The 13527-nt window shown below is 43.7% G+C and carries 10 protein-coding genes and 1 pseudogene; all 11 read right to left on the reverse strand.

The genetic code is table 11. The annotated features are described in order from the left end of the window. Positions 1–17: 17 nt before the first annotated feature. The 11 genes and pseudogenes from RID09_RS31275 to RID09_RS31325 all read right to left on the reverse strand — a co-directional run bounded on the left by RID09_RS31275 (position 18) and on the right by RID09_RS31325 (position 13332). Positions 18–863 carry a sulfotransferase domain-containing protein gene (locus RID09_RS31275; RefSeq protein WP_446339798.1) on the reverse strand — a complete coding sequence of 282 codons (846 nt, stop codon included), beginning with the start codon at positions 861–863 and terminating at the stop codon, positions 18–20. Further along, on the reverse strand, positions 860–2056 hold the full coding sequence (locus RID09_RS31280) for a glycosyltransferase family 4 protein (protein WP_446339799.1): 1197 nt from the start codon (positions 2054–2056) through the stop codon (positions 860–862). The genes RID09_RS31275 and RID09_RS31280 overlap by 4 nt, the downstream gene beginning before the upstream one ends. 79 nt (positions 2057–2135) lie before the next feature. Continuing rightward, a pseudogene (locus tag RID09_RS31285) lies at positions 2136–2222 on the reverse strand (glucose-1-phosphate cytidylyltransferase); the annotation flags it as partial. 199 nt (positions 2223–2421) lie between these two features. Then, complete coding sequence (locus RID09_RS31290; protein ID WP_446339800.1) at positions 2422–3663, reverse strand: glycosyltransferase family 61 protein; 1242 nt, start codon at positions 3661–3663, stop codon at positions 2422–2424. Positions 3664–4280: 617 nt separating this feature from the next. Next, entirely contained in the window at positions 4281–5129 is an 849-nt protein-coding gene (locus RID09_RS31295; protein ID WP_446339801.1) for a sulfotransferase domain-containing protein, read from the reverse strand. A gap of 51 nt (positions 5130–5180) precedes the next feature. Further along, a complete protein-coding gene (locus tag RID09_RS31300) occupies positions 5181–6437 on the reverse strand; it encodes a glycosyltransferase family 4 protein (protein ID WP_446339802.1) in 1257 nt (418 codons plus the stop codon). Positions 6438–6637: 200 nt separating this feature from the next. After that, the gene (locus tag RID09_RS31305; protein ID WP_446339803.1) at positions 6638–7825 is read right to left on the reverse strand and encodes a hypothetical protein; all 1188 of its coding nucleotides are present in this window, start codon (positions 7823–7825) and stop codon (positions 6638–6640) included. After that, positions 7791–9443, reverse strand: a complete 1653-nt coding sequence (locus RID09_RS31310) for an MBOAT family O-acyltransferase (protein WP_446339804.1) — start codon at positions 9441–9443, stop codon at positions 7791–7793. The genes RID09_RS31305 and RID09_RS31310 overlap by 35 nt, the downstream gene beginning before the upstream one ends. A 71-nt stretch (positions 9444–9514) precedes the next feature. Continuing rightward, the gene (locus tag RID09_RS31315; protein WP_446339805.1) at positions 9515–10921 is read right to left on the reverse strand and encodes an O-antigen ligase domain-containing protein; all 1407 of its coding nucleotides are present in this window, start codon (positions 10919–10921) and stop codon (positions 9515–9517) included. Between the two features lie 39 nt (positions 10922–10960). Further along, the gene (locus RID09_RS31320; protein WP_446339806.1) at positions 10961–11371 is read right to left on the reverse strand and encodes a hypothetical protein; all 411 of its coding nucleotides are present in this window, start codon (positions 11369–11371) and stop codon (positions 10961–10963) included. 155 nt (positions 11372–11526) lie between these two features. After that, positions 11527–13332, reverse strand: a complete 1806-nt coding sequence (locus RID09_RS31325; protein ID WP_446339807.1) for an ABC transporter ATP-binding protein — start codon at positions 13330–13332, stop codon at positions 11527–11529. Positions 13333–13527: the final 195 nt, after the last annotated feature.

Genomic DNA, 13527 nt, shown 5'->3' on the forward strand with positions numbered 1-13527 from the left:
CCGCTATCGGCAGATTTTCAACCCCGAAGCTGCCATAAGTCTTGGGGTTGGTTACAGTACTCTAAGAACCTAGAGGTGTCGGCTTCTAGAATATCTGCCACCCACTCACGAGTTTGGGGCTGCCATTGCGGTCGTCCTGAGAATTCCTGGAAGAATAGCTGTTGTTTGAGTCGATGGCGTAAAGATGGGGGAATTAGCTTGGCTGTGGCGCGGAATAGAGAGAATGAACGCAGGCGCGAAAGGGTATGGCTGGGTACTTTTTTGCCCGTTGAGGGGTTCAGGTGAAGCTGAGGATCAGCTAGGGGGGCATCGGGATCGACATCTAGGAACTGAAAGCAGCGACGCATAACCGCTTCTGTATCGGCTTGAAAATCCTCGTAGAAGATAATGTGGATGCGCTCATCGGGAAAATGAGTCCGATAGGCGTCAATTTGCTGCCAATAGTTGGAGGTATCCACCAGGGAATCCCGATTGATTCGCACGGCTGTATTGAAATCATAGTGAACCTCTTCCCCGCCGTGCGATCGTTTCTGTAACCACAACGACTCAATGCGGGCGATCGGATCGCGGACAATGTAGATTAGCTTTAAGTCAGGAGCGTAAGCCACAAGGCGAGAAAGGGTGTGCGGATAACGTTCCTTGGCTGTGTAGCAGTTGCTCCCTTCTCCCCGCATCCGTTTCGACCCCACTTCATTGTACAGGGATTCATACCAGTCAAATCCTCGGGCATAGATGGGATCATGGGAGAAGAAGTTGGGTTCTTTACACTTAACCATGAACACATCAGGATGGTGTCCCAAAAGCGTGCAGAGTGTGGTTGTGGCACATTTTCCCGCACCGATGACCATATAGTTGGGTTTCATTGTTCCACAGGTGGGTATGAGTTGTAGCGTCCTGAAGCCAGTCTATGGTCAAACAACCACTGTCGATCGTCCGGGGAATTATTTAACCAACGTTGAATTAAGTCTCCCCATTTTACCGGAATTTGCAGCCGTTCCCAGGTAGCGGATGCAGCAGTAGAAAGGGTTTGATAGAGTTCGGGGTTAGCCACGAGTGTTTCAATACAAGCGGCTAAAGCCAGGGAGTTACCGGAGGGAAAGATTAGGGCGTTGCTTTGATGTTGCAAAACCTGGTTAAACATGGGATGGTCTGAAGCGACAATTGGCGTGCGGGTGCAGAGGGCTTCGTATAGGGTCATGGGTAAACCCTCTGGATAGGTATGTCTACTGGGGATGATGATTAGATCGGCGTTTTTCATTAACTGCATCACCTCATGATGGGAAACTAATCCCAAAAAGTCTACAGAGTCTTGAATTTGCCGAGTTTCTGCTTTCTTGACAAAATACTCGGTTTCGCCGATCCCGGCTATTTTTAACTTGATGGATAATCCCTGGGCTTTTAAATAGGCTATTGCTTCTAATGTATCGCCAATTCCCTTAGCTTCACTCAAAATACCAACGTACAGAAGATGCCACGGAGGTTCATGACGGCGGAGGCGTTTTTCGGGAAAAGATTCTGGGGTAATCACAGGGGGCCAATCCCAGGGAATTATTTTTTCTGGATTAACGCCTATTTGCTGAAGCGATAAGCAGGAATTCAGATTATGATTGGCAATCCATTCAATCGGGTTTTGATTTAAAAGTCTTGATAAAAAATAGTATTTTGCTCTCTTGCGGAGAGTTTTACGTTGAAATGATTCAGCAAAAATAGCCAGGGTTCTAATCTTTTTGTTGACGACACACTTGAGGATATGGGGGAGACTGGTACGCAGAATTAAATGATTGGGATTTTGGGCTTCAATGATATTAATCAGGTGTTTGGTGTTGAGTTGGCGCTGAAATCCTGCACCGATTGCTCGCACCCCATTGGGCAGGACTTGATTATAGGCGGTGGCTGTACAAAAACAGAGAACGGTAACGTCTTCAACCCGTTTAGCAATTTCGGCGATGGTGTTAACTGAATACTTTTGGGCATAATAAGTTTCTGCGCCCCCTTCAGCTAAACGCTGGGCGGCTTCACGGTAATCTCCTGCATGCTGAACTATTAATAAACGCATGTTTTAATCGATAGATATGATGAAGGTGTCTCTCCATATTCACCCTGTCAGATTAGGGGGCGATCGCCGACCATGACATGACCATGGGTTTGGGTCGAAATTCGGTTTCTTCTTTGAGGCGGGTGCCTTTGCCACCACATAGAATGGCGACGGGGATAGTGTTCATTTTCATTATTGCTATTCAGTCTTTCCTTTCCGATAAAAATATAAACGGCGAAGTTATAATTACTCTCTCAAAGACCAAGAAAGTGGTTCAAAAAAAGGGATATTTTGTAGTTTGGGGTTGGGGAATTGAGCGCTTCCCAGACAACAGAAAACTCTTGCCTTTTGAGTTTGACACATTTTTTATTTTACCATTCCATTAGTTAAAACTGATGTTGCTTCTCTAATTCAAGCAAGCACTCTACTACTTCTGATACATTTACCCTGAAATCAGCGGTACGTTTATACCAGATCATATCATCTTTACCTATTAGTTTTTTCTCCGAATCCAGTCCGGCACAGTATCCATTATAGTATCTATAGGTGTGTCCGAGGGATTTTGCTAGATAGTATAAATCAGGCATAAAATACTCATTTGCGAATATTTCTAACACTTTAATTTGACGAGAAAAAATAATGTTAGCTTGTCCGGCACCGAATGTACCGACTACATATTCAGCATCATAAAACAGTTCTATTTCATCTTCTACTGACATATCTTCGAGAAAATATTTTTTGAATCCATAGGATTTTAATGCTTCAAATAGTTCAGCTTCATTAATCATTCTTCTGTGTCTTGCCTTAGATCGAGAAATAAAAATTCGGTTAACCTTCTTACTTTCTCGTTTGGGTAATACTTTTCGTCGAAAATATTCAATATATTCTTGCGGCAAATATAAACGAGTTGAACGAGTCATTTTAGTAGAAAATATTAGTTTATCAATGGAATAAAGTCTTTCTGCATTCTCAACGACAGTCAATTTAATGTTTTGAGGAGCAAGTTTTTCGATCAAAAAACGCTCGGTATTCGTAGGTTCACTTGAAAACAATAACTTAATTTCATCAATATTTTGATATTCAGGCTGATTCAGTAAGTAAATCTTCGGTATTATATCTACCAGCGTATGAGCATGATTTTTTTGACGACCATATTCCCTAATTAAGCTACAAGTACCTGATATTTTTTCGGGTTTACTAGCAAAATGAAATAGATTAGTAAATTTTATATTAACCTTTTTTATTAAATCCAGTATTTGATAGGGATTTAGATAATATAGGGTAGAGATAGTTTCTTTGATGATTTTCCCTGATTTTGTAAAGATCAGGTCATATCTGGGGTAATAAATGACTTCACTGAGATTTGCTGTATAGATAGCTGGAAGAGAATAATCCTCTTTATGTATAGCTTTATCGAACTTTAAACCTTCATTTTCTATTTGCTTGAATTCTGGAGTCGGGACAGTTTCTGGCTTAATCGGATGTAATTTTTCAGCATTAGGAAATAACTTTTCTAGCGGATAGGATGGTATTAAAAAAAATCTTGTTATTTTATAGACGTTTTTTGCAATGATATTCTTGATTTTTTTATAGATAGATTGTTTTGTTGTAAGGTTTTTTGTTGGCATTTTTCTATCTGGTTGTTGCGTAGTATTGTTCTTATACCATACAGCAAGCAAACTTTTTAGTCAACTGTTACTTCAAACTGATCAGGTTGCCTTTATAGCCCAAACAGAGGAGGATGTTCACGTATAAAGACGAGAATCCGGGCTTCTGGAAATACAGTATGAATCCGATCTGCTACCTCTTTAGCATGATATATTCCTATTATTTGAATACCAGCTAAGGGAGCTGCGTAAAAATAAAGTACCAGTGAGGAAAGCTGTATTCATCAACTCAGCCAAGCTTGATTGGTATATTATTAAGCCGCAACTCCCTAAGTGTTCGTGAGACAAAACTGGGACAAGTTTCCGTCTAGCTGCTTCCTCTAATCCCGGTTCAAATACTCTACGTACTGACTCGGCAGAAAAACGGAAGGTGTTCGGAATAACAAATTGTTCGATAGCTTCAGCAGAGGGTGATCCCCACGGAGCCAAAAAGCCTAGGGTCTCATCTTTAATGAGACCATTCTGTAGCCATCCTGAAGCTGTTTTAGGGTAACCGATATGAATCAATAATTGTGGATTTGAAACCATAGTATCAGCCCAATGTATTCAAAAATTCAACATTTAAAATAGACTTTTAACTAAAAATCTCGAAGATGCCAAAAATCAATAGGTTTGCCACAATACTCCATCAACTTCCAGCTATCAGCTTCCAGAATATCTGCCACCCACTCACGAGTCTTTGGATTCCACTGGGGTCGCCCCTCAATTTTTTTGAAGAACAGGCGTTTTTTTAGGGGGTTACGCAAAGATTCAGGAATCAGCTTCACCGTTTTGCGGAACATTGAAAATGATCGCAGTCTAGAAAGGGTGTTACTCGGAACCAGCTTACCCCTTGTACCACCCAAGCGAAGATTGGAGTTCACCAAGGGTGCATCAGGATCAACATCCAAAAACTCAAAGCAGCGACGCATGACTGCCTCCGGATTCACTTTGAAATCTTCAAAGAAGATGATATGAATGCGCTCATCCGGAAAATAAGGTCGATACGCACTGATTTGCCGCCAATAATTGGAGGCATCGACTAACCAGTCACGGTTAACATGCACCGCCGTGTTAAAGTCGTAGTGGACTTCTTCTCCACCGTGGGATCTCATCTGTAGCCAGAACGATTCAATCCGAGCGATTGGATCACGGACTAAGTAGATTAGTTTCAAATCTGGGGCATAAGACACAATGCGAGAAACAGTCTCTGGAAAAACCTCCTTCATCGTATAGGTATTGCTGTTCTCGCCTCGCATCTTTTTATTACCCGCTTCCTCATAGAGCGATTCGTACCAATCAAATCCACGAGCGTAGACTTCGTCTTTGGAGAAGAAATGCGGTTCTTTACAGGCAATGAGGCAGACATCAGGATGTTGTCTCAGATGATTACAGATGGTAGTAGTCGCGCACTTAGATGCTCCAATAATCATGTAGTTAGGTTTCATTTTCCTTTCCTAATTTGACAATTGCCAAAGCCGCAAAACCCTTTTTATCCATTAGCTAGCGACCCCTGCCTTTCCAACCTCTCGACCCTCTTGAATAGTAACGAGGAGCGACTTAAGCGCCGCCCCCCATCCCAGTGAACTATCATAAAACTGCTCTTGCACTGCCAGACAACCCAGTCGCTTTTGTTCATAAAACTCACGGTCATCACACAATTCTAGCAAGGCGTCACCATATCCTTTAATGTCATCGGGGGGAACTTCCACAACCGCATCCCGCACATAGGACAACGCCGGACAAACCGCTGAGGTGACCACAGGACGACCCGATAAAACGCCCTCTACCACAACCTGATTGAACCCTTCCACGAAGTCAGTCTTTGTCGGTACGATAATGACATGTGCCCGATTGAACATCTCATGCATTTGGTTTTTTTTGCAGTGACCATGGCATACAAATGATGAATCAACTCCAGCTTCCTTGGCAGACAGACGCAAAGACTCTAACGCCGAACCTTTGCCGCAAACATCGAATATAATATCCTTTCTACTCTCAGCCGCAAAACGCTTGGCAACTTCCAAAAGATCGAAAACTCCCTTATCTCGCTCGATGCGACCCGCAAACATTACACGAAACGGCGAACGATTCTTATCAGGTTCATCTAACCTAGCGAACTGCATTCGACGGTAGATAGGGAGGTATTGTACTATTGGTCGATGCTGACCTGTAGTGGTTTGTACAACCTGCTCAGATATATCGTTCGACATCGATAAGATTGCAAAACAGTCTTTAGTAAACAAATGACGGCTGAGTCTTAGCATCAAATCCTCCGACTTGCTGCGCGAACCATACTTGCGCCAAAGAACGCATTGTAGGGAAGGGACAACTTGCACTCCCAAGCTAGGAAGCAAAGATAAGATAAACCAGTGTGTTGTTCCATCAGCCACTACTGCAACATTAGCTCTAAAGCGGACTGCTGAGGCAATCACACCTAACCCATACCACAACTGACCCAAGTGGTAGAGTAGACCTGAGGCCTTACGCATAGGGATTGGACGATGCTCTATCTTAAATTGACCGTCATGTAATAATTTCCTATCGTTACATGAAGAGATTATATAAGCCTGTGCATCCAAGTCACGACAAACATCGTAAAACTGACCTGACCAGGTTACTGAAACCTGTGAAGGGTCTTCTTCTCCCTTGACCCAATAATTATAAGTGCCAATCACATTCCCTGGACCGGCGGCGTACAAAACGCGAAGGGGTTTCGGCATCAGTGCTTGCTTCTTATCTGTTGATGTTGACATTTGTCATGATTTGAGGAGTTCTAATAATAGGTCATATAATATGAATTCTCAATTTATCATACCTTAGTGGAGTGGCACAGCTAAAATTGTGGAATAGATTGGTTTCGTAGTAGGGGCTTTAGCCCTCTCCAGCTATGCGTTAGAGCACTAAAGTGCTTACTACAAACAAAACCCTATTTTAGCTGTGCCACGCCACTAGACTATTTAACCCGATTTTCCGACTGTCCCGCTGATGGAAAATGCTGTTCAATTATCTCTAAAACTTCTTGGGCAATGAGCTGATTCGCATGTTTAGTAAAATGTCCATCCCCCTTGAAATTTTTTAAATCCGTCGCTGGCGCAATCCGATGAGTACTGACAAAGGGAATTGAATTCGCCTCCAGAGTCGGCTGGAGATATTCAAACAGATGGTCATCATATCCCCGATCATTAAACAGTAGCACAATCGGCAGCTTCCCATCTGCTTGAGCCGTTTCCGCAAACTCCTGCACCATGACAGGTAACACCTGAATATCTGGCAAATCCTGATTAAACCCTGCTGACGTATGAATTTCATTCGTCAAACCGACTTGATGCTTTTGTCCCCAAGAACGGCGAATCATTCGGATAATTGCCGAATAATCAGTCCAATTTTCCTCAAATAAAAAGGAATTAAAAAAGCGATCATGGTTTCGCATCTGGTCAACAAACGCCTGCCATTTCTCCTCATCCTTGACAGCAACACGAAGTTGTTCTATCGACTGAACATTAGGTTCAATTGCCTTTAACTCTCCGTTTTCCATCACATACTTAGGAAACGTAAAAGCCGCCGGAACTTCAGCCCCCCAAGTCATCCCACTTATAGCGCTGAGTCCTTTGACACTCGACGCTAAAACCCCTAAAATGACCACATCCGCTTCATGATGCCCCCGGTCTAACTGGTAGGCGGCAAACGAGTGGTTAGGCGACGCCGCCGGTCCGGCAATCAGTCGTAAGGTAATGTTAGGATTAATCGTCTCCATTGCCCGACTGACTTGGTTAGAAAATGACATGCCATAGGTAGCAATCAGTAACTCTTCACCTGGGTCAGGGCGAACGGGTTGACCTTCGTGATTTTCCGACCAATTTTCAGAATCCAGCCATCCGGCTAATGCCAGTAATGCCGTCGATTCATCCGTTGCACCCACTTGCCGTCTAATTTTACCCTCAATAGACCGCCCATAATCAAAATACAGATTCAGTTTTCCCGGTTTAGCGCGAGGGTTGGCGGGATAGGGAAAAAGTAAATTCACCGCGATATCGAACAAAACCAGAAACCCGATAAACCACAAACCCGTTTTTACTGAATCCCAGATCAGATTTTTGGGAGGAGATTTAGAACTGAAAATAGATAAATTGTGCAGGTTCATTGCTCGTACCCATTACTATCAGAATCGTTAGAATGGCATATAAGAGACCACGCATCATGGCGGGAGAGCGACGATAAAAATACTGATGCCCCGCATAATATTCTATCACCTCATAACTCATCAATATTGGCAGCCCCAGTAATCCCGAAAAAGTGGGTCTGGGTATACTGAGCGCTAAATTCCCGAAGTCTAAAATCAGAATCTGGGTAAAACTAATTACCTGAGCCAGAGAATTGGCGCGAAACAATAACCAGCCATAGCAAGTAAAGACAAAGAAAAATAGAATCGCCACGAATGAACCGACAAATCCCTGATTCTTTTTCATCTTTGGCTTGCGCTTAAATATTGTCGTAAACACGCGATGAACACACAACAACGCGCCGTGATAAAATCCCCACAGGACAAAATGCCAAGCCGCACCGTGCCACAATCCCCCCAGCACCATTGTCGTCATCAGGTTCTGATACGTTCTCCGTTCACCGTAACGGTTGCCCCCTAAAGGAATATACAGGTAATCCCGTAACCACGTCGAAAGACTAATATGCCAGCGGCGCCAAAACTCACTAGGATTCTGGGCAAAATAGGGTAAATTAAAATTAACCATCAGTTCTACCCCAAATAATTTAGACACCCCCCTAGCAATGTCTGAATACCCGGAAAAGTCACCGTAAATCTGACCCGCAAATAAAAAGGTAGCTAAGACTACATCCAGCCAAGACACAGTACCTTGAGTTTCGTAAATCGCATTCACGGAAACCGCCAAGCTATCAGCGACTGCCACCTTCTTAAACAAACCGAATAAAATTAAATAGACACCCCGCGTCGATTGGTCTAAGCTAAGCTGACGCGGCTGTAATAAACAGGGAAGCAACTTGGACGCCCGTTCAATCGGACCCGCCACCAACTGAGGAAAGAACGACACAAACAAAGCAAAGTCCAAAAAACGATTGGTTGCCGGCATCTGGCGGCGATAGATATCGATGGTATAACTCATCGTCTGAAAGGTATAAAAGGAAATACCCACAGGGAGAACAATATCTAAATGCCAGAACGCTGCCGACATGCCCAAGGTTTGAATCGTTGTCTCGGCGCTATCGATAAAGAAGTTAAAATATTTAAAGAATCCCAGAATACCGAGATTACTGAATAGACTAATAAACAGAAATAAACTCCGCCGCTTTGCCACCTCCAACGCCGCCAGCCGAGGATAGAAAAAATTAGCCAGCGCCACAACTCCACCCATCCCCAGGAACACCAACCAGCCCGACCCATCCCTAGGTAGCAGTTGAGACCATTGCCCAGATAGGGCTAAGGGTTGAGTCATCAACTCCATCCCATTCCAGCGCACGGTGACAAAAAAGAAGGCGGCGAGTAAGATATATCCCGAAGGAAACCAACGTTCACGGCGGGTTAACTCACCTTTGTCAATCATCAACCCACAGCAAAAATCAATCACCGTGGACAAAACAATCAGAAACAGAAACCTCTCATCCCACCAACCATAAAAAACATAGCTAGCTACCAGCAGCATCAAGTTTTGACCCCGGAAGGGTAGAATGCGGTAGAGTAAGTAAGTAACCGCAAGAAAAATGAAGAATTCGACGGAGTTAAATATCATTGATGGCTATGTTCCCCTATCCTCCCAATGAGTAGGCAGATTCAGGTATTGTGAGCTGGTTTAAATTCTAATCAATTATGCTGGTGTTGTCGCTTCTGAGCCAACGAACGCCGAGCTGCAGCGCGATTTCCTTTCACCTTCTTCGCCTGTGTCTCGTTAACAACCAACCCCGATATTGCCCCAGACGCCAACATATAGGTTGGGGTAGGATGGGCATTCAAGAGGCTATCAAACATAAACAACATAACCACCACCGCCAGTGCTGCAGCTGGGGCTACTTTCGGATGAAACCAAGTTGTCCCTGGATACCGCAACACCCCAAAGCTAATCACCGGCAATAGCATCGCCAGATATAAACTGAACAAGCCAACCACACCATTGTGAGTAAATCGCAATATCCATAAACTGTCCGCCGCCACATACTCCTTGCCACTTTCTTCATCTCTAGCTACCCATCCCCATTTGCCATGACCAAATACTATCCGTTCCCTTGCCAAGTCACCCAGAACTTCTTCCTGATTAAACCGTTCCCCTAAGGAACCTGATCTATCGTCACCACCAATGAGTTCAGTGATTTCACCGACAAACTCTAAAATTCTATCCTTTTTTTCGCCCGTAAATTCCCCAGTCACTCCCCCGTAGAGATAGGAAAAGATAATCACAATCGTCAAAAAGAAGGGCAAAGTCGTGCGAAACCATTTCGCTGAGAAAATAATAGCCACCCCCAACGCCATCAGAAACAAAGCCCCTGTGGATTTGATCAACACAAAAGTAATCGACAACACCGACACTAGCCAACTCATGGGAATCCCCCAAAGTTGTTTAATCACCCCAGCTTGCCAGAGCCAAATCCCAATTAGGGATGCCGACATCATCCAAATCCCCACCTGAAGCCCATGAGTCATAAACACTTGGGGTCTAAATCCGCCGTAGCGAATAGTTTGGGCGAACATGTGGGGGAAATACCCGTAAACCATCTGGTGTAGCTGCGGACTAAAGCGGATTTCAAATAAACACAATGGCACATAAACCAATCCACCGATAAAAATAGCGATTGCCAACAAGCGCAGCCCCCGTAGATTATTCAGATAAATGCGACCGAGAAAATAAGGCATTCCCCATTGTATCGTTTGGTCGAGGACAGCTGACATCCCATCATAAGCACCCAAACCACTGGTGATTGATGAAGCCAATGGACATAGACACCAAATCAGCATGGGTATGTCAATCCAGCTAAATTTAAATGACCGGAAGCGTCCTACATCAAAGACAAATGTAGCAAGTAAAATACTGTAAGAAACAGCTGATACGCGGTCATAGTCTGGCAAACCAGGAAAATAAAATCCGGCTTTTTGGGGTAAAAACAGCCATGCACCAATAAAGCCGATAATCACTGCCTTCTGCGCTGGAAACCGCACAAACAGAAATAAGACAACGGGTATCCAGGCGAGCATGGCGAGTTGGGCTTGCGGAGTCATGGATGTTCCTTTGTACCTACATAAACGGCGTTTCTCTGGTTAAGATTTCTGACTCAGATGATTTCGCACATCTATCAAAATTGGCGGAATCAGTTTCTTGACAAAGGTCTTAACTTTAGTCCCTGAGGATTGGTTGGAGGTAAATTTTTCATCCGGTCGAGTCTTAAACAGGGTGGAATGACCAGCACCGGCAATTTCTTCGGCGGGTCGCCCATTGCTGTAGTAATATAGCGCCAGTGATTTGCGCGTCCGTCCCTCTGGACAGGTTAATGGTTCAGGATGTCCGTGATAGGAAAACTCGGTGAGAATTTCATCTAAGACAAACTCGGGCAAAAAGTTATCAATAACGATATGCGGAAACGGCTGGGCTTGAGCGTAGGATTCTTTATACTTAGTTGCTAAATCATTTAAATAATCCGGATCAATACAAAACAGTGCCGTTGAATTCATAGTGCATCTCCTGGAATAGATTTTAGTTGGTGCTTTGAGCAAAGTTTCCGCAAAACCATCCTTTGATAGTGAAAGCGAGTTTTGTTATCCACTTGGAGCATTAGTATCTGAATTAAGTAGCTAAACCCGCCCCTACAGGTTTCCCACAACTATGTTCATCCCTCCAAAACCACCTCTTGATAACTCCCTGACTTCACCACTCGTCCCTTCTCCAACATATAAACGCGATCGCAGTTCTCAACAGTAGACAGCCGATGAGCAATCACAATCAGAGTTTTCGTCCCCGCCAGAGCGTTAATTGCCGCTGTCACCCGACTCTCTGTCTCATTATCCAATGCTGCTGTTGCCTCGTCCAGCACCAAAATCTCCCGTTCATGATATATTGCCCTCGCAATACCAATCCGTTGCCGTTGTCCCCCCGATAAACGCACTCCCCGTTCACCAACCCCCGTCTTTATCCCATCTGGCAATTGCTCAATCAATTCCTCAAGCTGCGCCGCTGCGATCGCCTTATACAATCGCCCCTCATCAATCTGATCATCAGAGACACCAAAGGCAATATTCCGTTCGATTGTATCATCAGTCAGAAAAATAGATTGGGGAATATAGCCGACAAGATTTTGCCAAGAGCGCAGATTGTCATAGATCGATACACCATCCACTTTAATATCTCCACTCTCTAGCTCCAAAAGCCCTAATATCACATCCACTAACGTCGTCTTTCCCGCTCCCGACTTACCAATTAAGGCAATCGATTCCCCTTTCTTAATTTTAAAAGAAATCTGGTCAAGCGAGAGTTCTGAAGCCCCCGGATAACGATAGGTTACATCAATCAGCTCGATTTGATTCGCGAAACTCAACAGGTTCCTATCTTTATTTCCCCTATCAACTAATCCCTTCGCTGTTGAACCGTTTAAACTCTCTAAACTATTGTGGACTTCTCGTTTCTCTATCTCCTTGAGATCCAAGTAGAGCATATCTAGCGCATGGCTAGACGTTCGCATTGTCGCCATTGAACTAATGAACTGACTTGATGCTGGAATTAAGCGCACTGCAGCCACAGCAAATACTCCCATTACAGCAGTCAAATCTTGCTCACTCTCAGTGAAGAAGATGTGAAACAGAGAAACAAAGAGAACGACAAATACAATTAAGCTAGTTTTAATAAAAATGTTCGGTAATATACTTGATGCTTGGGATAAAGTAGCCGCCCTCGCATATTGACGAGCTTGCCTGTCTATTTGATTCTCGAAATACACTTCACACCCGATTACCCTAGTTTCTTTCAATCCGCCGAGACCATGATTGATCGTGCGAATCATTTCTCTCTGAGTTTCCGATTGAGTTTTCCCCCACCGTTTAAATCTATGTCCCAACTTATTGAACAATAAAAATGTCGGCACTAAAATCGCCAAAATCATCACTAGAAGTAGGGGGCTGCTATAAGCCATTAACCCCACTAAAACTCCGACAACAATGCCGTTCGTCATAAAAAGGAGTAGCGCCAACAAACATCCTTGAGTAAACATATTCGTTTCGCTAATAATATTTTTGATGATGTTCGCTGTATTTTGTTTTAAGTAAAATGTATAGGGGGCATCTAAATAAGCTTTGAGTAACCGAGATATCAATCGGCTTTTTTGTTGATGTGTGTATCTATAGATATAGGTTTGAGCAAGGAAATAGAATATGGATTGAATACAAAAAATTGCAATAATTATAAATCCGACGATGGGAATAAATTGTTGAGGCGATTCAACTCCTGACTTTCGATAAGCCCAGTCAAGTACGGTAATACTTTGAATCGATTCTGGATTGGACGCTAGGCTGAAAAATGGCCCGACTAAGCCAATACCAAAGGCTTCGAGAATTGAGGTGAAGATAAATATTAGTAAGAGGAAGACAAGGCTTTTTCGGCTTCCTGTTAGGACATATAAAACTTTGGAAAGATAGTCAATCATCTGTATAAATATTTTTTAAATTAGAGCCTATTTACCTGAATTGCCGGGGATGGGGAAGGGCGCACGTCTGTGCTATTTACCTGACCAACCGCCAGCTAGGGGGAAGGGCGCACGTCTGTGCGCCCCTACAGATGACCTTTTTTGATAAACGGGATTTTCTTTGATCGGCAATACACATAGAATGTTGAAGGTGGG

The organism is Coleofasciculus sp. G1-WW12-02, from assembly GCF_040219735.1.
Taxonomy (GTDB): domain Bacteria; phylum Cyanobacteriota; class Cyanobacteriia; order Cyanobacteriales; family Coleofasciculaceae; genus Coleofasciculus.

Excerpts from the sequence above, each read along its gene's own strand:
- RID09_RS31275 (WP_446339798.1), bottom strand. The coding sequence starts at position 863 with ATGAAACCCAACTATATGGTCATCGGTGCGGGAAAATGTGCCACAACC.
- RID09_RS31280 (WP_446339799.1), bottom strand. The coding sequence starts at position 2,056 with ATGCGTTTATTAATAGTTCAGCATGCAGGAGATTACCGTGAAGCCGCC.
- RID09_RS31290 (WP_446339800.1), bottom strand. The coding sequence starts at position 3,663 with ATGCCAACAAAAAACCTTACAACAAAACAATCTATCTATAAAAAAATC.
- RID09_RS31295 (WP_446339801.1), bottom strand. The coding sequence starts at position 5,129 with ATGAAACCTAACTACATGATTATTGGAGCATCTAAGTGCGCGACTACT.
- RID09_RS31300 (WP_446339802.1), bottom strand. The coding sequence starts at position 6,437 with ATGTCAACATCAACAGATAAGAAGCAAGCACTGATGCCGAAACCCCTT.
- RID09_RS31305 (WP_446339803.1), bottom strand. The coding sequence starts at position 7,825 with ATGAACCTGCACAATTTATCTATTTTCAGTTCTAAATCTCCTCCCAAA.
- RID09_RS31310 (WP_446339804.1), bottom strand. The coding sequence starts at position 9,443 with ATGATATTTAACTCCGTCGAATTCTTCATTTTTCTTGCGGTTACTTAC.
- RID09_RS31315 (WP_446339805.1), bottom strand. The coding sequence starts at position 10,921 with ATGACTCCGCAAGCCCAACTCGCCATGCTCGCCTGGATACCCGTTGTC.
- RID09_RS31320 (WP_446339806.1), bottom strand. The coding sequence starts at position 11,371 with ATGAATTCAACGGCACTGTTTTGTATTGATCCGGATTATTTAAATGAT.
- RID09_RS31325 (WP_446339807.1), bottom strand. The coding sequence starts at position 13,332 with ATGATTGACTATCTTTCCAAAGTTTTATATGTCCTAACAGGAAGCCGA.